This window comes from Arthrobacter sp. TmtSoilC77 (genome assembly GCF_059739415.1).
On the sequence record NZ_AP046050.1, the window covers coordinates 1,187,778 to 1,211,567 of the forward strand.

A 23,790-nucleotide genomic window follows, 5' to 3' on the forward strand; every position below is an offset into this window, starting at 1 on the left:
GTCGGTTCATGAGATCAGCCTAACCATAATGGTTATACTTCGAAGGGTTATCGAAGGGGCTGAGGGGCAGCGATGAGTGAAGTACGTGTGGGGCTGGTCATTGAAGATGACCAGGATATTCGCGAATTGGTGCGTGTGGTCCTTTCCCAAGCGGGATTTGATGTCCATGTTGCATCCACTGGATCCGCGGGCGTCACGTCAGCCCGCGAACTGAATCCAGACGTCATAACCCTGGACCTGGGGCTGCCCGACATCGATGGTTTCGAGGTGGCACGCCAGATCCGGAAGTCCTCGGACGCCTACATCATCATGCTCACTGCCCGTGCGGAGGAACTGGACACCCTCATGGGCCTTGAGGCCGGCGGTGACGATTACCTCACCAAGCCCTTCCGTCCCCGCGAACTTCGCGCACGTGTCGAGGCCATGATGCGGAGGCCCCGCGCGTCGTCGGAGTCCAAAGCCGCCGTGGAAGCAACAGACCCTGAAATGACCCACAACGGCCTTGCAGTTTCGGCCGGCTCCCGGACGGCAGTCCTGCACGGCAAGGAACTGAGGCTCACCCGCACCGAGTTCGACCTCCTGCTTGCCCTCCTCGAAACCGGCCGGATTGTGCGGACAAAAGCAGATCTGGCGCGGCGCCTTCGCAACGAACCCTACGACGTCGGCAGTTATGTCAGCGACGCCGACGAGCGCGCCGTTGAGGTACACATGGGCAACCTGCGCAAAAAACTTGGCGACAGCATCCAGAACCCGCGCTGGCTCGAGACCGTGCGCGGCGTTGGATACCGGCTGGCGCCGCTGGCACAGGGCAACTAAGGATCACTGCCCACCCTGTGCCGCTGGACCGCGCCCGGAGGTTGCCCTATGGTTGGGGCATCAACGGTCGTTGGCCGGTGGAGCTCCATCGCGGAGGGTGCATCATGGGTATTATTTCTTCCGGTTTCCGTGGGCGACGGTCCGAAAACCCTGCGTTGCCTCCGGGACAGCATGAAACGCAGGATTTTCCTGTTCTGACCGCTGGACCCGCCCCGCTCATTCCCGTTCAGGAGTGGGAGTTCTTCATTACTGCGGAGGATGGCCAGCGTCTGGCATGGTCCTGGGATGAGTTCATGGCCTTGCCGCAGGAGGAGATCACCGAAGACATTCACTGCGTAACCAGTTGGTCAAAATTGGGAACAGTGTGGCGTGGAGTCTCAGTGGACACGCTTTTTGAAAACGTGGAGACCACCCGTGACTTCGCCACTGCCCATTCCTTCGGCGGCTACACAACCAATGTTCCGCTGTGGGACCTCCTGGGCGGTAAGGCTTGGGTGGCTTGGGAGTTCGACCACGAACCACTTGAACGGGCGCATGGCGGTCCGGCGCGGCTTTTGGTGCCGCACTTGTATTTCTGGAAAAGCGCCAAGTGGATTCATGGTCTGGAACTGACGGAGGAAGACGTTCCCGGCTTCTGGGAGTCGAACGGGTACCATCTTCACGGCAATCCGTGGAGCGAGGAGCGGTACTCGTGAGGCCTTTGCCGTGAGTTCTGTATGGCGGGTCGCTGAAGTGGTGGGCGGGGAACCGGAAAACGCCACTGCCCGGACCATTAGGCTGCGCGTGGATGGTTTGATGGGATATCTGGCCGGCCAACACATTGACATCCGCCTCACCGCCGAGGACGGGTATACGGCCATCCGGTCTTACTCGGTGGCATCGGCAAGTGCCGACGAGCATCTGGAAATCACCGTTGACGAACTGCCCGACGGCGAAGTGTCGCCTTACCTTGTCCGGGACCTGGCGGTCGGAGACCGGTTGGAAATCCGGGGACCGGTGGGTGGCTGGTTTGTCTGGCGGCAGGGCAACGCGAACCCGGTGCAGCTGATCGGGGGAGGGTCGGGTGTGGTGCCGCTGATGTCGATGATCCGTGCCCATCAGGCATCCGACAGCGAAGCCCCTTTCCGGTTGCTCTATTCCCTCAAGGCTCCGGAAGCTGCGCTCTACCGTGACGAGCTGCATCGTTTGGATCGGGAATCAGCCAAGCTGATGGTCGATTATGTCTACACGCGTTCGACGCCGGAGGGCTGGCCGGCAGCGCCAGGCCGCCTTACCTCCGAGAGCCTTTTGGGCAAGATCTTCCCAACAGAGGAGAAACCGGATGTTTTTGTTTGCGGCCAGACAGTCTTTGTGGAGACCGTTTCGGACTGGCTTGTAATGGCCGGTTATCGGCCGGAGTCGATCAAGACCGAGCGGTTTGGCGGGACGGGAGGTATCCGGTGACCAGCGCCGATGACTTCCCCGTCCCCGGGTCCGAAGACCCGGACATTGCAGCAGGATCCCATGACCCCATTCCGTATGTGGACGGCAACGCCGCTGCCGGCGCCTTGTCCGAAGTCTTCCGGATCGACATCATCGCGGCGCTCGGGCGCTGCAGGCATTGCGGTTCCATCAGGGCTTTTGGCGAGGCCATGGTCTTCACCGACGCGCCCGGCATTGTGGTCCGGTGCCGCGACTGCCAGGGCGTCCTGCTGCGATTGGTCCAGACACCAACGCGTTATTGGCTGGATCTGAGCGGCCTCAGCTACTTGGAGATCGACCGCGAAGAATAAGGGTTGCCCAATCCCGAAGACGTGGACTTGGGCCTATTTCCCGGGCGTGACGGTTGAGGTCCAGTAGGCGTTCATTGCCTCTACGGCTTCTTCCTTACTCATGGTGGCAACAGTCGCCTCAGGGATCTTGGCTGTCTTGGTCAGGAGTATGACAAGCTCGAGAGGCAAGGCCGTAGTCGGCGCTTCGGGTAGGCCGCGGTCTGGCAGATCACCGTCCTTCACGCACCCCCAGAACTCGTCCGGGGTGACGTCCAGTTGATTCTTCAAAATTTCACCCCAGAGGGAAGGACCATAAGCGGTCCGGTCCACTGGCCGTGAGATGCGAGTCCGAAGAATTCTCCCGTCATGTAAGGCGAGCTCATAGGTGGCGTGGTGACGGACCTTCTGGCCCTTGGCGTTGAGCACAGGTTGCCATTCCTCCGTCCTGCAGAAAGTCTCGTGATCATCTCGGGTGCCTGGGGGATATTTTTGGCTCACTTCTTGCTACCGGTCAGCCATGCGGCCAGTTCCTCATCAGTGGAGGAGTCAATCAGTTGTACTAAAGCCCAGTTGCCTCGATGGTTTGATGCCATGCGGAGGTGGTCCTCCCAGTCTTCAGCGTATTCACGAAGAGCGTCGATTAGATCAATGGTCGCTTCTTCCAACGTCGTCCCCTCGGCTGCCAGGGGCAAGCCGGGCAGGAACATGGCCCATGCCCCGTCCTCGTTGACGACCTGCGCTTTTGCCGGAAGGTTATTCACTAAGAATTCCTTGAACAAGCTGGTGTTCACGACAGAGGCGGAGCTCTCTCCACGCTCAATGATGGACAGGCCGCCGCGATCGCTAGTATCCAAAATTGTCTTGAAGGACTTGCGGGCGCCGGCGAAACCGAAAGTCCGCCGCTCGTGTGTAGGAGTGCTCATACATACAACGATGAGCCATGTACATGATGTACGTCAACTCTAACGTCTGGATCGTGTCCCCTACCGACGCATCTGGATGATCGTCTTCCCATTCCGGCGTGCGGCCGGGGTAAGGGCATTGATCGCGTCGTCGAATTCCCCGATGTTTCCGATGTTTGTCCGAAGCCGTCCGTCTCGGATTCGCTGGACGATCTCACCCAGTTGGGCACGATCCGACTCGACAACGAAATCCACTGCCAGACCATCTTTAGGGCGTGCTTCAACCGGCCCGGTGATGCTCACCAGCGTTCCGCCGGGCCGGATCAGGGCCGCTGACTGCTTCTGGATATCGCCACCGATCACATCGAATACCAGGTCAACCGCGCTGATATCCTGCAAGGTGTCGTTGGCGAGATTGATGAACTCGTGCGCTCCAAAGTCGAGGGCCTTCTGCCGATCGGCAGTTCGTCCGGTGCCGATGACGTAGGCGCCCGCTTCACGTGCCAGCTGTGTCACCATCGTTCCGACTGCCCCAGCGGCGCCGTGCACGAGCAGGCTCTGCCCCGACTGGATGCGGCCATGGATAAACAAGCCCTGCCAGGCGGTCAGGCCAGAGATGGGCAGGCTCGCGCCAACTGTGAAGGGGACGTCGCCCGGCAGCGGCGCAAGGTTACGTGCTTCCATCGCCACGTACTCCGCCAGGGTCCCATCCCGGTGCCAGTCCGCAAGGCCAAACACGCGTTGACCCACAGTCAATCCTGTCGTCCCATAACCGAGCGAGGTTACGACGCCGGCCACCTCGTGCCCAATGATGGAGGGTGTCCGGTCCCGGCCGGCTCTATCAGTCCAGGTCGAGGGCCATTCCACCTCGGTTGGGACGAATCCCGAGGCATGAATCTCAACAATGACATCATTTATGGCCGCCGCCGGCCGCGGCCGTTCGGCCATCTTCAGCCCGGCCATTCCCGCAGACTGATCCGACACAATAACTGCTTTCATCAAAAACTCCTGTCCTCGATCCTGGCCAACACCGCGGATTCACATTTAACAGCCCCGGACAACCGGGCACCACAACCGGCGCCGCCTAACTGCCCACCCGCAACGGCTCCGCCATCACCACAGGATGATCGCGGCCCACGTCCTCGCGGAAATCGGCCTCGAAGAACTCCGCGTTCGCCCTGACGTAATCCGACCATTCGTCAGGGACATCCTCCGCATAGTAGATCGCCTCTACGGGGCACACGGGATCGCATGCCCCGCAGTCAACGCACTCGGACGGGTGGATGTAGAGCGAGCGTTCACCTTCGTAGATACAATCCACCGGGCACTCGTCAATGCACGCCTTGTCCTTCACATCCACGCAGGGCTGTGCGATCACGTAGCTCATGGCGCACTAAATACCGGTGTAGACGGTCTTGCCCCAGGTGTAGAAGTCCAGGGCGGACCTGCCTTGCTCGCGGAAGGTGTTGGTGGAGGAATCCTTCACGCCGCCGAACGGAACGTTCAGGTCCAGCCCGGCAGTTGGGCGGTTGATCTTCACGACACCTGCCTGCGCGCGGGCTGCGAAGTCCGTGGCGAGGGCCAGGGAGTCCGTGCAGATGCCGGCGGTGAGCCCGTAGCGGGAGTCATTGATGGCTGCGAGGCCGGTTTCATAGTCTGCCACTTCCAGAACGGCCACCACTGGCCCGAAAATCTCATCGGTCACGGCTGCGTCGTCGAACGGCAGTCCGGTGAGGATCGCCGCCTGGAAGAACAGCGCGCCGGTGGGGTCGCCGTCGTACTGTCCGTGCAGGAGTGTGGCCCCGCGTTCGACGGCGGTGCGCACCGCTGCCTGGTCCTGCTCGAATTGCTGCCTGCTCACTACGGCACCCATCCGGACCTCGCCATCAAGCCCGTCACCGGTGGTGTAGGCGGCGGCCTCCTGAACCAAGGCATCGAGGAAGGCGGAGCGGATGCCGGGTGTCACGTAGACGCGGGACGTCGCGGTGCACGCCTGTCCCGTCAGGCCGAATGCACCGGCAGCTACTACCTGCGCAGCTTTGCGGGGGTCGGCGTCATCCAGCACCAGCACGCCATTTTTGCCGCCCATTTCGAGTTGGACCCGGGCGCGCCGGGCATTGAGGATCTCCTGCAGCCCAAGGCCAACATTGGTGGAGCCGGTGAACGACAAGCCGGCGATGCGGGGATCGCGGGCCAGGGCGTCACCCACCACGCGCCCCTTGCCGTGCACCACGTTGAACACCCCGGCGGGCAGCCCGGCGTCCTGCAGTGCACGTGCCAGGTGGGTAGTGGACAACGGAGTGAGCTCGGCCGGTTTGATGACCACGGTGTTTCCGCTGATCAGTGCGGGGGCTGTTTTCCATGCGGGGATGGCGATGGGGAAGTTCCACGGCGTAATGAGTCCCACCACACCCAAAGCCTCACGGCGCGTGGTGATGGTGGTGTCCGGCAGGCCGCTCGGCAGGACTTCGCCCGTTGCCGCCCAGCCCAGCGAACCGAAGAAGCGCAGCACGTCCGAGGCGCGCCTGACCTCCCCCTTTGCCTCCGCGAGTGTTTTTCCTTCTTCACGGACAAGGTCCTCGGCGATCGCGTGTTGGCGCTCGTTGAGCAGGTTTCCAGCCGCGATGAGGATGGCGCCCCGGGCTGGTGCGGGCAGGGCCGCCCATGACGGCTGGGCTGCGGCGGCCGCGGTAATAGCGGCGTCCACGTCCTCGACGGTGCCGCTGGGTGATAGCGCTGCGAGTTCGCCTGGCCGGGCCGGATTCATTCGCTGCGTGTCCGCGTCTCCGAGCCACTGGCCATTGATGAGGTGCTGTGCGGTAACCCTCTGCGGGTCGGTGATCGCCTGGGGGTCAACTGCTGTGGAAGTCATGATGTTCCTTAGGATTTCGGGAGGGAGGCTAGAGGCTGCGGATCAGTCCGCCGTCGCACCTGAGCGCGACGCCGGTGATGTACGACGCCGGCGCGCTGCACAGGAAGGCGGCAGCGGCACCGAACTCCGCAGGTTCTCCATAGCGTCGGGCGGGGATGGTCTTGCGGGATTCGAGCTGGATGTCTTCCAACGTGGTCCCGCGTCGCTTGGCGGCGGCGTGGTCAAGTTGCGTGACCCTGTCCGTGGCGATGCGGCCCGGCAGGAGCAGGTTCACGGTGACCTCGTCCAGGGCAACTTCGGCAGCGAGGGTCTTGAGGTAACCGGCAAGGGCAGCACGTCCAGTGTTGGAGACGGCTAGGTTGGGCAGCGGGGCTGTCACGCCGCTGGACCCGATAGCCAGGATCCGGCCCCACCGCCGTTCCCGCATCCCGGGAAGCACCTGGGAAACCAAAGCGTGCTGCGGTTTGACCAGGAGATCAAACGCCGCCGCAATGTCATCGGAGCTGAGCGTGGCTGCGGCACCGGGTTTGGGGCCAGGGCCGTTGAGGACGAGGATGTCGATGGGTCCCAAATCCGCGACCGTCTGTTCGACTGCCGATTCGATGCCCTCGGGCGTTGTGAGGTCTGCTTCGATCGCCACGGCGTCGAAGCCGCTCGGACCCAGTGAGCCGGTTCCGTACGCGGCCTGCAGTTCCGCGACAATCTCCTTTGCACGGTCCCGACGGCGGCCCACGATCGCCACGCGAACGCCTTCGGCAGCCAGGGCACGCGCTACAGCCAGGCCCAGCCCACCCGTGGAGGCGGCAACCAAAGCGGTCTTGCCCGCGATTCCGAGATCCATCACAGGCTCCTTGCAAGGGTCGTAGCATTTTCAAGGGCTGCAGCTGCCTCACCAAGATGTGTGCCCATACTCCCGCGCAGGGCTTCGGGAAAGCCCGCTGCAGGGGCACGAACGCCCGAGTCCTTGATGAGTCCCCGTTCGCGCAGGCACTCCTTGCGAATAGCCAGCGCCACCTTCGCCTGCTGCTCAAAGTTGATCAGCGGCAGGTAAGGGAGCAGTTCGCGCCGGGCTGCTTCATAGCCGTCCTGCTGCCACGCCCGCACACAAGCTATGAGGGCTTCAGGGTAGGAGAAACCAGTCATTGCGCCTGCTGCGCCGGCCATCAGTTCATCCAGCAGTCCCTGCCCGCCGAGGCCACCAAAGACTGAAACCCCGACGCCGGCACTCAGTTCTGCGATCGCGACGCTGGTGGGAGGTGCTTCAGCCTTGACGGCTATGACGAAGTCACAAGAGGTCACCACCCGGATCAGAGCGGGGGCGGGGATGCTGACGCCACTTGCCAACGGATAATCCTGAAGGACAACCTTGGCGCCAGTAGCCTTGTGGATGGCATCCAAGTGCGCAATCACTGTCTCGGGCTTGGCCGAGTTAGCCTGCACCATCACAGCTGCCAGGCGTTTTCCGGCAACATCCTGGGCGGCCCGGACTTCCTCAATGGCAGGCCGGGTGGCCAAGGCGGTCACGCCCACCACCAACGGCAGCCCGGTGCATTCGACGACGGTTTCCAGGACCTGGCGGCGCTCCTCGGCGGTCAATGCGGCTGCTTCGCCGAAGACCCCCAAGACCGTGAGCCCCGTGGCGCCAATGGACTCGTAGTGCTCAACGAGTTCGGCCAAGCTGTCCAGGTCCACGTCCAGCGTGCTGCCTTGGAATGGTGTGGCAACAACGCCCCACACTCCAGGAGCCAAAGATTCACGGCGCGGTACAGGGTGTTTTAGGGATTCGCGCGCGACTGATGACGGCATCGGTATCTCCTCTTGTTCGTTCGAAAATGGTGTTCTGCTGGCGAAACGGGCCAGCACTAGAGCCGGATCACAGAGCCGACGATCAGCGCCCAGGCCAGACGGGCGAGCGCTTTTCCTGGAAAGCGCGCACTCCCTCGGCGGAGTCTTCGCTGTCCAGCGCCGCCATGAGAGCGGGCAGGCGCAGGCCGCGGGCTTCCTTGGCCGTCAGGTGGGAAGTCTGGGTGACCATCTGCTTCACGGCCCGGACTGAGGTGGGGGCGCACGCAAGGATCTGGTCCACCCAGCGCTGCACCGCGGCGTCGAGCTCTTCTGCAGGAACTACTTCGTTGACCAGCCCCATGGACTGCATCTCGGCAGCGTCTGCCTTTCGGCCCGTCAGGAGCATTCCCATGGCCTGGGTGTGGGGGATGCGCCGCACCAGCTGGTGGATGCCGCCGTCGAGCGCCAATCGCCCAACCCGAGGTTCCGTCAAGCCGAACTTCGCTGTGTCGACTGCCACCACGATGTCGGCACCCAGCACAATTTCCATGCCGCCGCCCAGGGCGTAGCCGTTGACCCGGGCGATGACGGGGATATCCAAGGTGGTGCGCAGGCTCAGCCCGCCGAAGCCGTTGGGGTCCAGTCCGGCCCAATACTCCAGGCCGGTTTTGTCCACGGCCGACGCCGACATGTCAGCACCAACGCAGAAGGCGCGGGACCCGGCACCGGTAACAACAACTGCACGCACTGAAGGATCGTTCTCCAGCTGGGCCCAGATCTCGTTGAGCCGTGCATGCGTGGTGGCGTCGACGGCATTGAGGACGTGCTGGCGGTCGATGACCACCGTGGCCACGTGGTTCTGGATGGTCAGGGTGACGGTATCCACCTGAGCTTCAGCCACAGCGGTCATCGCAGGACTCCCAACTGCTGCAGGCGCTCGATCGTCGCTTGATCGAAGCCGTTCTCCAGCAGAACCTCTACGTTGTGCTCGCCAAGCCGCGGTGCGGTGCGGCGAATAGTGGGAGGGGTGGCGGAAAGCCGGATCGGCGCATTCAGCATCCGCACCGTGCCCACAGAGGGGTGTTCGGCTTCCACGATCATGCCGTTGGCCTCGGTTTGTGCATCAGCCAACGCCTGTTCCAGGGTGTGCACCGGAGCATTCAGCAGCCCCTGTTCCTCAAGCCGGTGTGTCCAATACTCGGTGGTATTGGTGGCGATGCGCTCGCGGAAGATGGCCTGCAATGCCGGCTTGTTCTTGAATTGCTGCTCAAGGTTGGAGAATTCGGGCCGCTGGGTGAGGTCCTCGTCCAGGCCAAGTGCTTCAGAAATCCTGGCCAGGGGATCGGGCGTGAAACCACCCACCATGCACACGGCGCCGTCGGTGGTTTCGAAGACACCGCTCAGCGGCATGGCGCCCCAGTTGACCTCGTAGCCGCGGTTGAGCTGCATGCACGCTTCCTGCATTTGCAGGTGCAGCATGGAGTCGTACATGGTCACCTCCACCTTCTGGCCCACCCCCGATGCCTCGCGTGTGCGCAGTGCCAGAAGGATGCCCTGCATGAGGTGCATGCCGGTGATGTAGTCGCACAGGGTGGTGGGATAGATGGAGGGCTTGGTGTCATCGGATTCCCTACGCCACATCACTCCGGAGTAGGCCTGCGCGATGGCATCCTGGCCGCCCTTGTGGGAGTAGGGTCCTTCGGGGCCGAAGCCGGTGCCGGAGGCCCAGATGATCCCGGGATTCTGTTGCTTGAGGTCCTCGTAGCCGAAGCCCATCCGTTCCATGACTCCGGAGCGGAAATTGCTGACCACTACGTCGGCATCAGCAATGAGCCGGTGCAGCACCTCGCGCCCTTCCTCAGTGCGGGTGTCCACGGAGACGCTGCGCTTGTTCCGGTTGATGGACAGGAAGATCGGGTTGTCCTGGCCGTCCTGGTCCGGGAAGGAATTGCGCGAAATGTCGCCTGCGCCGGGACGTTCCACCTTGATGATGTCCGCACCGTAATCGCCCAGCAGCTGGGTGCATGACGGGCCCATGAATACTTGGGTGAAGTCCACGATTTTGATGCCGTCCAGCGGAAGCGGCGTGGGTACCGGAGCCCCGGCGGCGAGTGCCGCCGTCGTGCTTTCCGCTGTCTGTTCCAGAATTACGGTGCTCATGCCGGCACCGCTGCGGTTGCGTCGACGGTAGCGTTCGACGACGGGACGTCGCCTGGGTCAGCACCATGCCGGCGCATGCCCTGCTGGATATCCAGCGCGGAGACGTCGCGGACCAACACGTTGTTTTCCACGGCGAGGGCCGCTGCAACGCCGACGGCCTGTCCCATTGCCATGCAAGGCGGGATCTCGCGCGACATTTTCTGTGCCTCCGGAGTGGCGGAGTAGTGGCGGCCGGCGACCAGCAGCTGGTCCACTTCCTTGGGGAGCAGCGAGCGGTATGGGTAGTAGTAGTCACGGCCGCGGGCAACGGTGTCCGCGAAGTGGCGGCGCTGGGTGACGTCGTCCTTGGTCATGACGTACTCGCCCTGCAGGAGCCGGGTTTGGCGGACACCCATTTGGGAGGCGACATCGAGCATGTAGCAGTTTTCGAAGCCGGGCAGGTTCGCGCGGACGTACTCCACGGCCTCGGAGATCCGGTCCCGGGCCGCGAACTCCGCGGCAGTCATGTCGGCGGGATCGACGCCGTCGAAACCGGACATGTGCGGGGCGTTGCACCAGACCACGCCGTCGATGGGTGTCTTGAGCCACCACAGTTCCCAGGCGCCGCCGAGGAGGCGCTTGATCTTGCGGTTGATGGCGCGGGCTTCCTTGGGGTTGGCCTGTTCGAAGGCTTCGGCAGCGTTGGTATCCACGTTGCCCAAACGGAAGACGAGGGTGGTGAGGTAGTTGTCCTTGGCATAGCTGGCGCCGGCGCGGGAGGCGACGTCGATGTCGCCGGTGGTGTCGATCACGACGTCGGCCATGAAGGCCTGCGGGCCGAGTTTCGTTTCGCAGATGACGCCCTTGATCACGCCGTTGTCCACGATGGGACGGGAGAACCAGGAGTGCAGGCGGAGGTCCACGCCGGCCTCGCGGACGAGGTCGTTGGAGACGCGCTTCCAGCCGTCGGGATCGAAAGCGGCTGCATAGCAGATGGGCTTCGGGTTGGTGTGGGAGTGGAAGTCGAAAGTGCCGTAGCGGCCCCATTTGTTCCAAAGTTCCTCGGAGGTCTTGCGGTCATCGGCGGGCGGGACGATTGCCAAGCCCAGCTTCTGGAGGCGCTCCACGTATTCGGAGACGATGCCGGTGACGGTGATTTCCTGGCCGTTGATCATGTCATCGAGAACCAGGACCATGCCGCCGGAAGCGAGTCCGCCCAAGGATGAGTAGCGTTCCAGGAGCGTGACCTTTGCGCCGGAGCGGGCGGCGGTAACCGCTGCAGCGACGCCTGCGGGACCACCACCGACTACCAGGACGTCGGACCGTGAGATGACCGGGGCGGTGAGGTCCGCCGTCGTAGTGCTGAGTTCAAGCGAGTTCATGATGAAGTCCTTACTTTCCGACGAAGATGCCGTTGGAGCGGCGTGCGGCGAGGTAGAAAACGATGCTGAGGATGGAGAGGACGGCCACGTAGACCGGGAAGACCCATGTGAGGTTCAGGGATTGGAACCAGACCAGAAGGTAGGAGGCAGTGCCGCCGAAGAGGGCGACGCCGATGCCGTAGCCCAGCGCAACGCCGGTGCCGCGGATGTTCTTGGGCATCAGGGATGAGCTCACCACGTTGTAAAGGGTCATGTTAAGGACCAGGACGATCGAGCCACCCAGGAGGACTGCTGCGAATCCGCCAATGCCCGGCTGGACGTACATCAGCATGAGGAACACGGACGGGATGGCGAGGATGCGGGTCACCAGGAACCAGCGGGACATTGCTTTGCCGTCGGCCAGCTTGCCGATGACCCAACTGCCCACTACGAGGATGATGGCCAGGATAGTGGTGAGGGCGAAGACCGCGGTGGGATCTTCCTTGAAACCGCTGCGGGCTGCGGTGGGAAGGCCAACGTTCCAGGCGTAGTTGTAGGCCTGTGCTGCACCCACCACGAAGATGATGGCAAGAACGGAGAGCCAGTGCTTTCGGACTCCGGACCACACTGTGCCGGGGGTGTTGGTGGCCATTTCCTCGGGCTTGAGGGTTTCCGGCAGCGCACGGCGGAGGTAGAGCACCACGAAGCCGAAGAGCGCGCCGATGATGAACGGGACGCGCCAACCCCACTCGGCCATTGCGGCTCCGCCCAGGACCAAGCTGCACAGGAAGCTGATCAGGGAGGCCAGCAGGATGCCGATGTTCACATAGAACGACATGATGCCGGCTACGTAGCCTTCGCGGCCTTCCGGAGCGAGCTCCACAGCGTGGGAGGTGGAGAGTGGGGCTTCGATTCCTGTGGAAATACCCTGCAGGATGCGGCACACCAGCAGGATAATGCCGGCCCAGGCGCCGATCGTGGCGTAGTTGGGCGTGATGGCAATGATCAGCGTGGTGCCGGCCATGAGCATAATGGACAACAGCATGACCCGACGCCGGCCGATCCGGTCTGCGAGCGTCCCCAGCAGTATGCCGCCAAGGGGGCGGAAGGCGAACCCGACGGCGAACACGGCCAATGCATTCAGAGTGGCGGAGAGTGGCTCGGAGTTTGGGAAGAAGTTCGGACCGATGAAGGCTGACAGGAGGCCGAAGACCATCCAGTCGTACCATTCAAGGGCGTTGCCGAGGCCCAACCCCAAGAGTCCTTTGCGGACCTGCGGAGTGAACTTTGGGTTCTTTGTGGGGGAGGAGTGGCTGGTGCTTGGTGACGGGACGGCGTTGTCCGTCGTTTGGGTGTTGAGCATGGAAGTGTCCTTACGCTGACGCCCCGGAGGGCGTGGGAGGGTATGACGCAGGAACGCCTGTTGGAGGAGGCGCTTCGTGCGAAAGTGGCAAGGATTGTCTGCGGCCACGGTTCGTGTCCGGACAGTTAAGGGAAAACGCTGGCGCCGTTAAGGGGCAGCAGTGTTACCACGCGTGTGGTGCGTTGACCCAGATGGCTACGCATACCTCTTCGTAGCTGTTTTTGTACCAGTGGGGGATCTCTGAGGAGTAGGTGATCGAGTCGCCCTCTTCCAGGCTGTAGCAGACGCCGTCCAGATAGACGTCCTTACGGCCGGAAATGATGTAGCAGAACTCTTCACCACTATGGGTAAAAGGGGTTGCGCTGGTGTCGTGCCCTGGGGGCGTGCTGATCCACTGCGCTTCAATGCTTCCGTCGCGGTTGGGAGTCAGCAATTCATGTACGGCTTCGCCCACGGATTCACGGGTGACGTTCTTGAGGTTGCGTCGCTCGGATCTGCGGACCACAGGTGAGGTGGACTGGTCCTGGCCAATGAAGAATCTCCCTACAGGGATGTCCAGGCCGTGGGCCAATTGGGCGAGGGTGGTGAAGGAAGGGTTGGCCATTCCGCGTTCGATTTGGCTGACGATCGCCTGGCTGAGGCCGGTGATGTCCGAGAGCTGGGCGAGGGTCATGCCCTTTGCCTTGCGCATGGTGCGCACCTTGTTCCCCACAGTTGCCAGCAGTTCGCTGGTGGCTGGCGGTGCAGGAGTCTCGGTAGTCATTGCCGCATCCTTCGTTGGTGAGCTAACTCACACAACTATAGTGAAGATTTTCAGCGAGTCAATGGTTTTCTTTATTTTCGTGAAGATCTTTACGAGATCGAGGGTTGGAGTTCGCAAATCGTACCGAACACGAAGGCCTCGATCGTCTGCACTTGCTCCCTCAGTTCCTGAAGGTGCCCGGCATTGGGGAGGAGCCTGATGCTGATTTCCAACTCCGTGGCCAAACGGCGCATGCAGATGGCCCCCACCATGTGGCTTGAAGTCTTCAGGCTCAGTACAGCGTCCATGGCGTCTTCAATGTCCAGGTTGTTCAGTGCGTGATGCAGGCGGCCAACCCGCCACGGCAGGAGATCGATGTAGTTGCGGACGAACCTGGTGACGATGGACCGGTCTCCGCCAAGCTCTGCCTGGAGTTCGGTGAGGACGGTGGGATCAACCAGTGAGTCTGTGCACTCGTCATACTCAGACACCAAACCCCTCCCGCCTCCGAACAATAGATGCACGATTCAACAGTAGGTCCCGGGGAACTATCGAAATGCCCCAATGCGAAAGCTTGATCCAATCTTGAGCGGACTCAGAGGGAGTCTTGATCGAAGTCGCTGAAAGTAAGTAAAGGAAATGGAGTAATTGCCGAAGCGGGGGGATCAAGGCGTGGGTAAAGGATTGGAAATCAGCATGAACGGTGATGTTCGACCCTCAGCGGGGCTCATGGTCATCATCGTGTTGTGCCTGACGGTGCTGCTGGGTATTGGTGGAACGTCGGCGTATGCGTTGTGGGAGCAAGGGTCACACAACAGCACTAATCAATCGGACTCCGCTGGGTCCGCCGGGAATGCCGGGCCGAAGGCGCCATAGGGCGAATGGCCCTCCAACGGCCCCTCCAGGAACCCCGTCAGGCGTTCTTCGAGGACTGAGCTGTCCCGCAACTCGCACTCCCACACCGTCAGGACGTCCCAGCCGGCAGCGCGCAGCTGTTCCCTCTGTATCTGATCGCGTTCACGGGTCCGCGTGCGCTTGGTTTCCCAGAAGGCCGCATTGGCAGTGGGGGAGTGCAGGCCGACCTTGCAATCATGGAAGTGCCAGAAGCAGCCGTTGACGAAAATGACCTTACGACGGCCGGAGAACACCAGATCCGGCCGACCCGGCAGCTTGGTCCCGCCGGCTTGCCCATGCAACCGGTAGCGGTACCCCTTGGCATGCAGGAGTTTGCGGACCAGTAACTCGGGCTTGGTGTTTTTGCCCCTGATCCTGGACATGTTTCGGCTACGCTGCTCCGGCGTCAGCAAGTCCCGGCTCTCGCCCATACAGTCCAGCCTACCCAGGGATTACTGTCACGGTCCGGGGAGCCTGGAACGATAGCAAACGGAGCCATTCGGGGTTGGGGTCCCCGAGCCGGACCCCGTTCAGCGCCGCGGTAGTTTCCTGAACCACGACGACGGTCTCCAGCTCGGCGAGCTTGGCACCAAGGCATCTATGGATTCCGGAGCCGAAGGCCAAACCGTAGGGCGTGGGTCCCTGATGGTCGGTGGCTTCCCCGGCAGGCTCACTGCTGCCTTCACCGGCCGCCCAGGGAAAGCCATGGTTCCCGGTCAGCTCCACCAGGATTTCTTCCCCGGCAAGCACGGGCTCGCCATTCAACTCGGTGTCGCGGGCGGCCACCCTCCGCCAAGTGGGCACGGAAGACTCAGTAGCCAGCACATGACGAACAATCCCGCGGGCTTTGGCGCTGGAAGAGGCCTCGTCCCAGGAGATTCCCCGCGAGCCCTCGGCCAGACGGAACAGCGTGGTGCTGATGAGCTGCGTAGTGGTCTCCTGGCCCGCGATGAGCAGGAAGTAGCCCAAGGAACAGATCTCCGGCGTGCTGAGTCCGTGGTCTGCGAGTGCCCTGAACAGGTTTGTTGTGCCGGGAACTACCGGTGCCTCCACCGATTCCAGGACCAGCTCGCGCAGCCAGCTGTAGAAGTCCGCAGCGGTCTGGGCCAGCTCGAGCTGCCGTTCAGGATCCGGCCAGCCCCAGAACAACTCAAGGGAGTCCAGGCTCCACGCTTTCAACCGGGGGAGGTCGCGAACGGGAAGCCCCAGCATCTCCAACATGATGACTGCCGGCGGATACGCGGCCACTGCCTGCACCAAATCAACATTTCCCGCTGAACCAAGGACCTGGGCTGCGGCCGCGGCCGACTCCCTGGAGAGCTGCCGGATGCGCGGTTCCATGGCGGCCACCTTGGCAGGCGTGAAGAAGCCCGCCACTACCTTGCGGATAGCTGCATGTGAGGGGGAGTGGTTGCTGGCCAGAACGGGTGGAAGGGCGAAGCGCGCCTTCTGCAGGACGCGGAGAGCCTGACCGCTCAGGGGTGTCACTGCCAGAAGCGCATTGGCAGGGCTGAAGTCTTCGGGCCGGTGAAGGACCTCGCGGACGGTGTCCGGATCGCGCAGCACCTTATAGGGGCATGTAGTAACGGTGCTCATGCCGGCACCCCGGCAAGCCAGGAGGCCGCGTGTTCGCGGAACACGCCCGGGTCCATTCCGGCGGCTTCCTGCCGGATGGCACCCAGCAGCGGCACAGGCCAGTCGGAGATGGTGGCGCGGTTGCTGCGCTCCACAGCGCCAGGGACAGCAGGCCAGCTGCCAAGCACAACACCGACCACCGGCAGGCCCCGCCGATCGAGGGCTTCAAGCGTCAGCGCCGTGTGGTTCAACGTGCCCAGCGACGGCCGTGCCACCACGGCGAAGCCAGCCGAATCGCCCAGGAGGGTGCCCAGGTCAGCCAGCGTCCCGCCGTCGTGGTCCAACTCAACAAGCACCCCACCCGCACCTTCCACAAGGACGTGGTCGTGCGTGTTGGCCAGTGCACGGATTCGCCGGGCATGGGAAGCAAGCTGCGGCAGCACCACCTCATCACAGGCAGCCGCGGGGACGGGAGCCAACGGCTGTTCGAGTACGATGCCGGCCTCGGCCGTAAGCGGGCCGGCAAGCCGCACTACTTCCGTGCAGTCCGAATCGCCGTCCACGTTGCCGCTTTGGCAGGGCTTGTAGACCGCTACCGAGCAGCCGCGTTGTTTGAGGGCCGCCGCGAATGCCGCCGTCGTGATGGTTTTCCCGACGCCGGTATCGGTACCGGTCACCAGGATGATGCGGGGAAGTTTCATGGGGTTCGCTCCAGGATGTCGCGCAGCACTGCGCAGGCGTGGTCGAGGTCGGTGGGGGTGAGGTTGGCACGGGCCGTGAGTCGCAGGCGGGAGATTCCGTCCGGCACCGATGGTGGCCGGAAACAGCCCACCTGGACGCCGGAAGCGTACGCGGCCTGGCTCGCTGCCAAGGCAGCTTCCGCTGATGGCATGGGGATGGATTGCACCGCTCCGGCACACCGCTCGACGGCGGCTGGGAGTTCCAGCGCGGGTTGCAGTCGGGCGGCGAGAGCGGCTGCGTTGTTATGGACGGCCGCGGCGCGCCAAGGTTCCTGCCGGATGATCCCGACGGCGGCCATGGCAGCAGCCGCTGCGGGCGGGGCCAACGCGGTGTCGAAAATGAAGCTCCGCGAACGGTTCACCAAGTGCTCCCGCAGCAGGCTGGAACCGAGCACCGCCCCGCCCTGGCTCCCCAATGCTTTGGACAAGGTGGCCGTGCGGACAACGCCCGGATGGTCCGCGAGGCTGGTACCCGCCACGGCGCCCCGCCCCTGAAAGGCGCCAACGCCGGCAACGCCCAGGCTGTGTGCCTCGTCGATCAGCAGCATGGCATCCTGTTCCTGGGCCAGGCTGAACAACTCCTGTAGGGGAGCGGCATCCCCGCCCACACTGTAGATGGACTCCACAACAACAAGGGCCCGCGGCTGTGTCCGTTCCGCCAGGAGGCGTGCCGCATCCGCAGCGTCATTGTGCTTGAATTCCCGCACCTCGGAGCGGCTCAGCCTCAAACCATCGATCAACGAGGCATGGCAGTACTCATCCGCCACAATCAACGTTCCGGGACCGCCCAAAGCCGTGGTGACACCCAGGTTGGCGAGGTAGCCGGAGGAGAAGACCAACGCAGCTTCCGCTCCGGTGAACAGGGCAAGGTGGTGCTCCAACTCAAGATGCAGCTCCGTGGTGCCGGTGACCAACCGGGACGATGCAGCGCCAGTGCCCCAGCGCCTGATCGCGTCCATAGCGGCCTCCGCCATGCGCGGGTCGGTGGACAGGCCCAAATAGTCGTTGCTGGCGAGGTCGATCATCCCGGAGTGTCCGCCGCTGTCACTGCCGCGGGCGCCGTCACGCACTGTCGGCCTCCGCACCAGCCCCCGGCGCTCGCGGACCTCTGCCTGTTGTTCCAACCAAGTGGTCATGGAGACGCTCATGCTCTGGCCCCCAGCCTGTCTGCGGCGGCGGAGACTGCCGCCACCATGCCTGCGGTGATGGTCCTGATCTGGGAGGTTGAGCTGATGTACGGCGGCATCGTATAGACGAGGTTGCGGAACGGGCGGACCCACACGCCATGCTCCACGGCAGCCCGGGTCACTGCAGCGACATCCACCGCGTCCGCCAACTCAATGACGCCCACCGCCCCGATCGTGCGGACGTCCCTGACGCCGTCGAGCCCCAACGCCGGGGCCAAGCCCTCCGCGAGGCCTGCGCCTACGCGGTCAACGTCCGCACACCAATCCCCGTCCCGCAGTAGTCCGAGGCTCGCGTTGGCCACGGCACACGCGAGCGGGTTGCCCATGAATGTGGGACCGTGAAGTAGTGCACCAGCACCACCATTGGAGACCACCCGGGCAACCTCGCCCGTGCACAACGTTGCGGCCAGCGTCATGTACCCACCCGTGAGTGCCTTGCCGACACACAGAATGTCCGGGACAACGCCGGCATGATTCGCCGCGAACAACTCGCCGGTTCGTCCGAAACCAGTGGCGATCTCGTCCAGGATAAGCAGCAAGCCGTGGGCATCGGCCACCTCACGGAGGATCCGCACACACTCTGCAGGGTAGATGAACATCCCTCCGGCCCCTTGCAGGACAGGTTCCACAATGATCGCGGCTAGTTCGTTGGAATGCTCCCGGGCCAGCTCCTCAACTGATGTCCGCCACTCACTGATAGCTGCTGGGGTGGCCGTCGCCGCGGCTGGAGGGCGCGGCGCGAACACGTTATCCGCCAGCAAACCAGGGAACGCGGAGTGCATACCGTCAACGGGATCACACACGCCCATCGCCGCGAACGTGTCGCCGTGATAGCCGCCGCGGACCGTCAGGAAACGCTGCCGTTGTGGACGCCCGGACGCTGTTTGGAACTGCACCGCCAGCTTCAGGGCAACCTCCACGGAGATGGAACCGGAATCAGCCAGGAACACGCGCTCCAACCGACGGCCGGGCTCGCCTGGTGCCAGCGCCAGCAGGTTCTCCGCAAGATCCACTGCAGGCTGATGCGTCAGCCCACCGAACATCACATGGCTGAAGGACCCCAACTGCCGCTGAACCGCGGCATCCAGCACAGGATGGCGATACCCATGGATCACCGACCACCACGACGACATCGCATCCAGCACCTCATGCGTTCGGCCGTCCTCGTCCCGAAGCCGCAGCGCCACGCCGTCGGCCGCTTCAACTTCCCAAAGCGGCAGCGTCCCGGACGCCGGAGCGTAAGGATGCCACAGGCTTGCCCGATCGCGCTCGATCAAGGAACCTCGCTCGATCAGGGACTCCCGCTCGATCAGCGACGTCATCGGGACAACCGTCCGTGACGCGAGCACTCGGCCGACCATCCCAGCGGCGTCACCTGGACCTTCATCCGGCGGCGGCACTGCGCACAATACCTGGGCGGTTCCATCGCCAACCGTTGTTGACAGCCCTGGTGGGGGTTCGATGTCGGGTGGGGGTCCGACGTCGGGCGCTCGCCTTGGGTGCCGGCAAGCGCGCCCCCGCAATGCCCGCAGTAGTCCGCCGTCATTGCGCCAACCGCGGTCATAGCGACTTCTGGAGTTCCTTGATGGGCATGTTGAGCTCCACCAGGAGATTCAGGTCGGCGGTGGCGGGGCGGCCCAAGGTGGTGAGGTAGTTGCCCACGATCACGGCATTGATGCCGCCGAGCAAGCCATCGCGGGTTCCGAGATCCCCGAGGGTCAGTTCGCGGCCGCCAGCGTAGCGGAGCACTGTGCGAGGCATGGCGAGCCGGAAGGCGGCGATGGCGCGGAGGGCGTCCTTGCCGTCCATGATGCCCTGGTTTTCCAGCGGCGTTCCCGGGCGCGGATTGAGGAAGTTCAGCGGAACTTCGTGCGGTTCCAATGCGGCCAGCTGGGCGGCGAGTTCGGCCCGCTGCTCCAGGGTTTCACCCATGCCGATCAGGGCGCCGCAGCACAATTCCATGCCGGCGGCCTTGACCATGTTGCAGGTGTCCAGCCGTTCCTCGTAGCTGTGTGTGGTGACGACCTCGGGGAAGTAACTGCGGGCGGTTTCGAGGTTGTGGTTGTAGCGATGGACGCCCCACTCGGCCAGTTGGTCAACCTGGCGTTGGGTCAACATCCCCAGCGAACAGGCGATGTTGATGTCCACTTCTTCGTTGATGCGGTCGATCGCGAACTTGATCTGGTTCATGAGCTTGATGTCCGGGCCACGCACAGCTGCCACGATGCAGAACTCCGTGGCACCGGTGGCGGCGGTTTCCTTGGCGGCCTTCACCAGCTCGGGGATATCCAACCACACGCCGCGGACAGGGGAATCGAACAGGCCGGACTGGCTACAGAAGTGGCAGTCTTCAGGGCAGCCGCCGGTCTTGATGGAGATGATGCCTTCAACCTCGACGTCCTCGCCGCAGTGCTTCAGCCGGACCTCGTGGGCGAGCTGCATGGCCGCTGGTATCGCTTCGTCAGGAAGTTGGAGGATCTCCACAAGCTGGGCTTCGTTGAGGCCTTCACCGCGCTCAAGGACCTGCTGGCGTGCGATGTCCAGGATGGCGTAGGCAGCGCCTGCTGGGGTCCGATCAGTTGTTTGGGTCGTCATGGACTTGACGGTATCCGTGGGCGCGTTACGCGATTTTGTGGGGTCCGCACAAAGTGGCATCACGGTTTTTGGAGCGCCCTTATGGCTTAGGGGTGAAAGAGCTGGTGCAGAAGTTACAGCTGTGAAACATCGTTGTGACTGATTTGACCCGCCGCGTGACTAGCGTCGTGGGCGAAGCACCGACCACGAATCTTGAAAGTGAGCCCGGATGAGCGACGTTCTGACAGACACCCAAAGAGCTACGACGGCGGGGAACGCCGATGCGATGAGCGCGGCGAAGGAGAGCCTGGAAGACTACACGCTCCGGTTCGCCCCGCGCTCCTACCGGAAGTGGAGCGCGGGTGTGGTGGCCACCAGTGCGCTGGGCGGGATCGCCTACCTGGCTGACTTCTCGATCGGGGCAAACATCGGCATCGCCTACGGCACCGTGAACGCGATCGTCGGCATCATCGTGGCCGCAGTGATCATCTTCGCCACGGGCTTTCCTCTGGCCTACTACGCCGCCCGCTACAACATCGACCTCGACCTCATCACGCGCGGGTCAGGCTTTGGCTACTACGGTTCAGTGGTCACGAACATCATTTTCGCGACCTTCACCTTTATCTTCTTTGCCCTCGAGGGCTCCATCATGGCCCAGGGCCTGCAATTGGGGCTTGGCGTCCCGCAATGGCTTGGCTATGCCGTGTCCACCATCATCATCATTCCGTTGGTGATCTACGGGATGAAGACCCTTGCTACTTTGCAAGTGTGGACCACGCCCTTGTGGTTGCTGCTCATGGTGGTTCCCGTTGGCTATCTGCTGCTGTCACACCCGGAGAGCATCGACGCCTTCTTCGCGTACACCGGTGCTTCGGGCGGGGGCGGGACCAACCTTGCCTCCGTGATGCTGGCTGCCGGTGTTTGCCTTTCGCTGATGGCCCAGATCGCCGAGCAGATCGATTACCTGCGCTTCATGCCACCCAAGACCGCGGAGAACAAAGGCGCTTGGTGGCGTGCCGTAATTCTTGCCGGACCCGGTTGGGTTATTTTCGGTGCCATCAAGCAGGTCGTGGGCATGTTTATTGCCATTTACCTGATCGCCCGGCTGGACCCCGCCGCGTCCGTGCACGCCAACGAACCAGTCCACCAGTTCCTGGGCGTGTACCAGGAGATGATGCCTGCGTGGCTCGCGATGTCTCTTGCCGTTGTGTTGGTGGTCATCTCGCAGATCAAGATCAACGTCACCAACGCCTATTCCGGCTCGCTTGCCTGGACCAATTCGTTCACCCGCATCACCAAGACCTACCCGGGCCGCATGGTGTTCGTGGTGGTCAACCTGGTGATCGCGTTGGTCCTCATGGAATCGAACATGTTCGAGTTCCTCAACACGATCCTTGGCTTCTACGCCAACTGCGCCATGGCCTGGGTGGTCACAGTCGCCTCCGATATCGCCATCAACAAGTACCTCCTGAAGATCTCGCCCAAGGTTCCTGAGTTCCGCCGGGGCATGCTTTACGCCGTCAACCCGGTCGGTTTCGTTTCCATGCTGGTGTCGGCGGGGGTGTCCATCGCGGTCTTCTTTGGGGCTTTCGGTGCCGGAGTGCAGCCGTACTCGCCAATTTTCGCCGTCGTCCTTGCTTTGGTACTTCCCCCGGTCCTGGCTTTGGCAACACGTGGCCGCTACTACCTCCGCCGCACCGATGACGGGATTGACCTGCCCATGTTCGACGCCGACGGAAACCCCAGCGACGAGAAGCTCCTCTGCCACGTCACCGGACTTGAGTTCGAACGCCCGGACATGCTCCGCTCAGGCCAGGACGGTCCCGACGGCGAACCCCGCTTCATCTCTTCCCTTGCCTTGTCCACGGATAAGTCAGGCGCACTGGTGCTGCCGGCCCAAAAATAGGCGCGCTGCCCCAAGTAGGTCGCATTAGATGTCGTTTTGGGCCCTCAAAACGGCATCTAATGCGACCTAGTTGGGCTGACGCTGCACACGAATAGTCAGGGTGCTTAGAATGAGGCATGGCACAGGATGAGCGGAACGAAGAGGCCACGCAGACCGAGGAATCCGGGCAGGTCGAGTCAACAACCGACCTCGACGAGGACATCGTGATGGCGCTGGAAAACCACGTCCTGAACCCGGCGGAGGATCCTGAAGAGGCATCAGATCCACGGACGATGTATCCGTCGGGGGAGTTCGAACCGCAAACCCAGGACTACCCGGGCTGGACCGAGGCAATGATTCCGCGCCCGGATCACGGGGAGCAAAGTTACGTGGGCCATCACCGGATGATGGGTTTCCGGACCTTGATTACAGGCGGCGACAGCGGGATTGGGAAAGCCGTGGCGATTGCCTTCGCCCGTGAAGGCGCAGATGTGGCGTTCACGTATTTGCCGGAAGAGGAACAGGACGCCGAATTGACCGTCCAGTTGATCGAGGCCGCGGGCAGCCGTGCCCTCGCGCTGCCGGGGGATCTGCGGGACGAGGAATTCTGCCAGGAAGTCATCGCCCAAACCATCGAGGAATTTGATGGGCTGAATGTCCTGGTCAACAACGCAGGTTTCCAAATGACTACCAGCGAGGGGATCGAAGACCTCACCAGCGAACAGTTCGACCGGACCTTCAAGAGCAACGTCTACGCGCTCTTCTGGCTTACCAAGGCGGCCTTGCCTCATTTGCAGCCGGGGTCATCGATCATCAACACCTCATCGATCCAGGGCTACCATCCGAGTCCCTCGCTCATTGATTATGCCGCCACCAAGGCAGCCATCAACAGCATGACGTTCTCGTTGGCAGAGTCCCTCGGTCCTAAGGGAATCCGGGTCAATGCGGTTGCTCCGGGGCCGGTGTGGACCCCATTGCAGCCACCAACCCAGCCGGAGGAAAAGATCGTAAAGTTCGGGCAGGACACACCCCTCGGCCGGGCCGGTCAGCCTGCTGAACTTGCCGCGACGTATGTGCTCCTTGCGACAGAGGAGTCCAGCTACATTTCCGGCTCGGTTATTGGGGTTACCGGCGGGAGGCACCTCGCATAGGGAGCCTCCTGGTATCCAGCCGGTATAGCCAGCCAGGCAGTTCCATCAATGAG

Annotated in this window: 26 protein-coding genes; 6 read left to right on the forward strand and 20 right to left on the reverse strand. The window is 62.8% G+C overall.

All coding sequences use genetic code 11. The features are described from left to right. Positions 1-72 precede the first annotated feature (72 nt). The 4 genes from AC6I99_RS05540 (at position 73) to AC6I99_RS05555 (ending at position 2,588) form a co-directional block, all read left to right on the forward strand. Positions 73-816 carry a response regulator transcription factor gene (locus tag AC6I99_RS05540; RefSeq protein ID WP_497946047.1) on the forward strand — a complete coding sequence of 248 codons (744 nt, stop codon included), beginning with the start codon at positions 73-75 and terminating at the stop codon, positions 814-816. Positions 817-920: 104 nt separating this feature from the next. Beyond that, on the forward strand, positions 921-1,511 hold the full coding sequence (locus AC6I99_RS05545; protein WP_224166630.1) for a molybdopterin-dependent oxidoreductase: 591 nt from the start codon (positions 921-923) through the stop codon (positions 1,509-1,511). A 10-nt stretch (positions 1,512-1,521) separates the two neighbouring features. Next, positions 1,522-2,259 carry a ferredoxin reductase gene (locus AC6I99_RS05550; protein ID WP_224166631.1) on the forward strand — a complete coding sequence of 246 codons (738 nt, stop codon included), beginning with the start codon at positions 1,522-1,524 and terminating at the stop codon, positions 2,257-2,259. Beyond that, positions 2,256-2,588 carry a DUF6510 family protein gene (locus AC6I99_RS05555; protein WP_224166632.1) on the forward strand — a complete coding sequence of 111 codons (333 nt, stop codon included), beginning with the start codon at positions 2,256-2,258 and terminating at the stop codon, positions 2,586-2,588. Before AC6I99_RS05550 ends, AC6I99_RS05555 begins: the two co-directional genes overlap by 4 nt. 33 nt (positions 2,589-2,621) lie before the next feature. On the opposite strand, the gene AC6I99_RS05560 is transcribed toward AC6I99_RS05555, so the two are convergent. The 20 genes from AC6I99_RS05560 to bioB all read right to left on the reverse strand — a co-directional run bounded on the left by AC6I99_RS05560 (position 2,622) and on the right by bioB (position 20,722). Then, complete coding sequence (locus tag AC6I99_RS05560) at positions 2,622-2,855, reverse strand: hypothetical protein (protein WP_497946043.1); 234 nt, start codon at positions 2,853-2,855, stop codon at positions 2,622-2,624. Positions 2,856-3,061: 206 nt separating this feature from the next. After that, a complete protein-coding gene (locus AC6I99_RS05565) occupies positions 3,062-3,490 on the reverse strand; it encodes a RelB antitoxin-like protein (RefSeq protein ID WP_224091255.1) in 429 nt (142 codons plus the stop codon). 60 nt (positions 3,491-3,550) lie between these two features. Further along, positions 3,551-4,468, reverse strand: coding sequence for an NADP-dependent oxidoreductase (locus tag AC6I99_RS05570; protein WP_497946038.1), 918 nt, complete (start codon positions 4,466-4,468; stop codon positions 3,551-3,553). Positions 4,469-4,553: 85 nt separating this feature from the next. Further along, the gene (fdxA, locus tag AC6I99_RS05575) at positions 4,554-4,856 is read right to left on the reverse strand and encodes a ferredoxin (RefSeq protein ID WP_497946035.1); all 303 of its coding nucleotides are present in this window, start codon (positions 4,854-4,856) and stop codon (positions 4,554-4,556) included. Between the two features lie 6 nt (positions 4,857-4,862). Beyond that, positions 4,863-6,341, reverse strand: a complete 1,479-nt coding sequence (locus tag AC6I99_RS05580; protein WP_497946034.1) for an aldehyde dehydrogenase family protein — start codon at positions 6,339-6,341, stop codon at positions 4,863-4,865. Positions 6,342-6,369: 28 nt separating this feature from the next. Next, a complete protein-coding gene (locus AC6I99_RS05585; RefSeq protein ID WP_497946032.1) occupies positions 6,370-7,182 on the reverse strand; it encodes an SDR family oxidoreductase in 813 nt (270 codons plus the stop codon). After that, the gene (locus AC6I99_RS05590) at positions 7,182-8,147 is read right to left on the reverse strand and encodes a dihydrodipicolinate synthase family protein (RefSeq protein ID WP_497946029.1); all 966 of its coding nucleotides are present in this window, start codon (positions 8,145-8,147) and stop codon (positions 7,182-7,184) included. Before AC6I99_RS05590 ends, AC6I99_RS05585 begins: the two co-directional genes overlap by 1 nt. 82 nt (positions 8,148-8,229) lie before the next feature. After that, the gene (locus AC6I99_RS05595; protein WP_497946028.1) at positions 8,230-9,036 is read right to left on the reverse strand and encodes an enoyl-CoA hydratase-related protein; all 807 of its coding nucleotides are present in this window, start codon (positions 9,034-9,036) and stop codon (positions 8,230-8,232) included. Further along, complete coding sequence (locus tag AC6I99_RS05600) at positions 9,033-10,286, reverse strand: CaiB/BaiF CoA transferase family protein (protein ID WP_497946026.1); 1,254 nt, start codon at positions 10,284-10,286, stop codon at positions 9,033-9,035. The genes AC6I99_RS05595 and AC6I99_RS05600 overlap by 4 nt, the downstream gene beginning before the upstream one ends. Further along, positions 10,283-11,647, reverse strand: coding sequence for an FAD-dependent oxidoreductase (locus AC6I99_RS05605; protein ID WP_224166641.1), 1,365 nt, complete (start codon positions 11,645-11,647; stop codon positions 10,283-10,285). The genes AC6I99_RS05600 and AC6I99_RS05605 overlap by 4 nt, the downstream gene beginning before the upstream one ends. Positions 11,648-11,657: 10 nt before the next feature. Next, positions 11,658-12,989: an MFS transporter gene (locus AC6I99_RS05610; protein ID WP_497946020.1), complete on the reverse strand. Its 1,332-nt coding sequence runs from the start codon at positions 12,987-12,989 to the stop codon at positions 11,658-11,660. A 163-nt stretch (positions 12,990-13,152) separates the two neighbouring features. Continuing rightward, positions 13,153-13,752 carry a helix-turn-helix domain-containing protein gene (locus AC6I99_RS05615; RefSeq protein ID WP_223936112.1) on the reverse strand — a complete coding sequence of 200 codons (600 nt, stop codon included), beginning with the start codon at positions 13,750-13,752 and terminating at the stop codon, positions 13,153-13,155. An 89-nt stretch (positions 13,753-13,841) separates the two neighbouring features. Then, positions 13,842-14,222 (reverse strand): Hpt domain-containing protein, encoded by a 381-nt coding sequence (locus AC6I99_RS05620; protein ID WP_224091274.1) that lies wholly within the window; start codon positions 14,220-14,222, stop codon positions 13,842-13,844. 333 nt (positions 14,223-14,555) lie between these two features. Continuing rightward, positions 14,556-15,056: a very short patch repair endonuclease gene (locus AC6I99_RS05625; protein WP_224166643.1), complete on the reverse strand. Its 501-nt coding sequence runs from the start codon at positions 15,054-15,056 to the stop codon at positions 14,556-14,558. Positions 15,057-15,066: 10 nt separating this feature from the next. After that, positions 15,067-16,221 carry a cytochrome P450 family protein gene (locus tag AC6I99_RS05630; RefSeq protein ID WP_497960578.1) on the reverse strand — a complete coding sequence of 385 codons (1,155 nt, stop codon included), beginning with the start codon at positions 16,219-16,221 and terminating at the stop codon, positions 15,067-15,069. Next, positions 16,218-16,901 (reverse strand): dethiobiotin synthase, encoded by a 684-nt coding sequence (gene bioD / locus AC6I99_RS05635; protein WP_497960580.1) that lies wholly within the window; start codon positions 16,899-16,901, stop codon positions 16,218-16,220. Before bioD ends, AC6I99_RS05630 begins: the two co-directional genes overlap by 4 nt. Then, a complete protein-coding gene (locus AC6I99_RS05640; protein ID WP_497960581.1) occupies positions 16,898-18,076 on the reverse strand; it encodes an 8-amino-7-oxononanoate synthase in 1,179 nt (392 codons plus the stop codon). Before AC6I99_RS05640 ends, bioD begins: the two co-directional genes overlap by 4 nt. An 8-nt stretch (positions 18,077-18,084) precedes the next feature. Next, positions 18,085-19,449, reverse strand: coding sequence for an adenosylmethionine--8-amino-7-oxononanoate transaminase (bioA, locus tag AC6I99_RS05645; protein WP_497960583.1), 1,365 nt, complete (start codon positions 19,447-19,449; stop codon positions 18,085-18,087). After that, positions 19,446-19,691 (reverse strand): biotin synthase auxiliary protein BsaP, encoded by a 246-nt coding sequence (gene bsaP, locus AC6I99_RS05650; protein WP_497960585.1) that lies wholly within the window; start codon positions 19,689-19,691, stop codon positions 19,446-19,448. Before bsaP ends, bioA begins: the two co-directional genes overlap by 4 nt. Further along, entirely contained in the window at positions 19,688-20,722 is a 1,035-nt protein-coding gene (gene bioB, locus AC6I99_RS05655) for a biotin synthase BioB (RefSeq protein ID WP_497960586.1), read from the reverse strand. Before bioB ends, bsaP begins: the two co-directional genes overlap by 4 nt. Positions 20,723-20,930: 208 nt before the next feature. On the opposite strand from bioB, the gene AC6I99_RS05660 reads away from it, so the two are divergent. Together AC6I99_RS05660 and AC6I99_RS05665 are read left to right on the forward strand one after the other, a co-directional pair. Then, positions 20,931-22,607, forward strand: coding sequence for a purine-cytosine permease family protein (locus tag AC6I99_RS05660; RefSeq protein WP_497960588.1), 1,677 nt, complete (start codon positions 20,931-20,933; stop codon positions 22,605-22,607). 116 nt (positions 22,608-22,723) lie between these two features. Beyond that, positions 22,724-23,737 carry an SDR family oxidoreductase gene (locus AC6I99_RS05665; RefSeq protein WP_497960589.1) on the forward strand — a complete coding sequence of 338 codons (1,014 nt, stop codon included), beginning with the start codon at positions 22,724-22,726 and terminating at the stop codon, positions 23,735-23,737. Positions 23,738-23,790: the final 53 nt, after the last annotated feature.

What these genes read in the sequence shown, in the direction of transcription:
- AC6I99_RS05540 (WP_497946047.1), top strand. Translation starts at nt 73, where the DNA reads ATGAGTGAAGTACGTGTGGGGCTGGTCATTGAAGATGACCAGGATATT.
- AC6I99_RS05545 (WP_224166630.1), top strand. Translation starts at nt 921, where the DNA reads ATGGGTATTATTTCTTCCGGTTTCCGTGGGCGACGGTCCGAAAACCCT.
- AC6I99_RS05565 (WP_224091255.1), bottom strand. Translation starts at nt 3,490, where the DNA reads ATGAGCACTCCTACACACGAGCGGCGGACTTTCGGTTTCGCCGGCGCC.
- AC6I99_RS05570 (WP_497946038.1), bottom strand. Translation starts at nt 4,468, where the DNA reads ATGAAAGCAGTTATTGTGTCGGATCAGTCTGCGGGAATGGCCGGGCTG.
- fdxA (WP_497946035.1), bottom strand. Translation starts at nt 4,856, where the DNA reads ATGAGCTACGTGATCGCACAGCCCTGCGTGGATGTGAAGGACAAGGCG.
- AC6I99_RS05580 (WP_497946034.1), bottom strand. Translation starts at nt 6,341, where the DNA reads ATGACTTCCACAGCAGTTGACCCCCAGGCGATCACCGACCCGCAGAGG.
- AC6I99_RS05585 (WP_497946032.1), bottom strand. Translation starts at nt 7,182, where the DNA reads ATGGATCTCGGAATCGCGGGCAAGACCGCTTTGGTTGCCGCCTCCACG.
- AC6I99_RS05590 (WP_497946029.1), bottom strand. Translation starts at nt 8,147, where the DNA reads ATGCCGTCATCAGTCGCGCGCGAATCCCTAAAACACCCTGTACCGCGC.
- AC6I99_RS05595 (WP_497946028.1), bottom strand. Translation starts at nt 9,036, where the DNA reads ATGACCGCTGTGGCTGAAGCTCAGGTGGATACCGTCACCCTGACCATC.
- AC6I99_RS05600 (WP_497946026.1), bottom strand. Translation starts at nt 10,286, where the DNA reads ATGAGCACCGTAATTCTGGAACAGACAGCGGAAAGCACGACGGCGGCA.
- AC6I99_RS05605 (WP_224166641.1), bottom strand. Translation starts at nt 11,647, where the DNA reads ATGAACTCGCTTGAACTCAGCACTACGACGGCGGACCTCACCGCCCCG.
- AC6I99_RS05610 (WP_497946020.1), bottom strand. Translation starts at nt 12,989, where the DNA reads ATGCTCAACACCCAAACGACGGACAACGCCGTCCCGTCACCAAGCACC.
- AC6I99_RS05615 (WP_223936112.1), bottom strand. Translation starts at nt 13,752, where the DNA reads ATGACTACCGAGACTCCTGCACCGCCAGCCACCAGCGAACTGCTGGCA.
- AC6I99_RS05625 (WP_224166643.1), bottom strand. Translation starts at nt 15,056, where the DNA reads ATGGGCGAGAGCCGGGACTTGCTGACGCCGGAGCAGCGTAGCCGAAAC.
- AC6I99_RS05630 (WP_497960578.1), bottom strand. Translation starts at nt 16,221, where the DNA reads ATGAGCACCGTTACTACATGCCCCTATAAGGTGCTGCGCGATCCGGAC.
- bioD (WP_497960580.1), bottom strand. Translation starts at nt 16,901, where the DNA reads ATGAAACTTCCCCGCATCATCCTGGTGACCGGTACCGATACCGGCGTC.
- AC6I99_RS05640 (WP_497960581.1), bottom strand. Translation starts at nt 18,076, where the DNA reads ATGACCACTTGGTTGGAACAACAGGCAGAGGTCCGCGAGCGCCGGGGG.
- bioA (WP_497960583.1), bottom strand. Translation starts at nt 19,449, where the DNA reads ATGACGTCGCTGATCGAGCGGGAGTCCCTGATCGAGCGAGGTTCCTTG.
- bsaP (WP_497960585.1), bottom strand. Translation starts at nt 19,691, where the DNA reads ATGACCGCGGTTGGCGCAATGACGGCGGACTACTGCGGGCATTGCGGG.
- bioB (WP_497960586.1), bottom strand. Translation starts at nt 20,722, where the DNA reads ATGACGACCCAAACAACTGATCGGACCCCAGCAGGCGCTGCCTACGCC.
- AC6I99_RS05660 (WP_497960588.1), top strand. Translation starts at nt 20,931, where the DNA reads ATGAGCGACGTTCTGACAGACACCCAAAGAGCTACGACGGCGGGGAAC.
- AC6I99_RS05665 (WP_497960589.1), top strand. Translation starts at nt 22,724, where the DNA reads ATGGCACAGGATGAGCGGAACGAAGAGGCCACGCAGACCGAGGAATCC.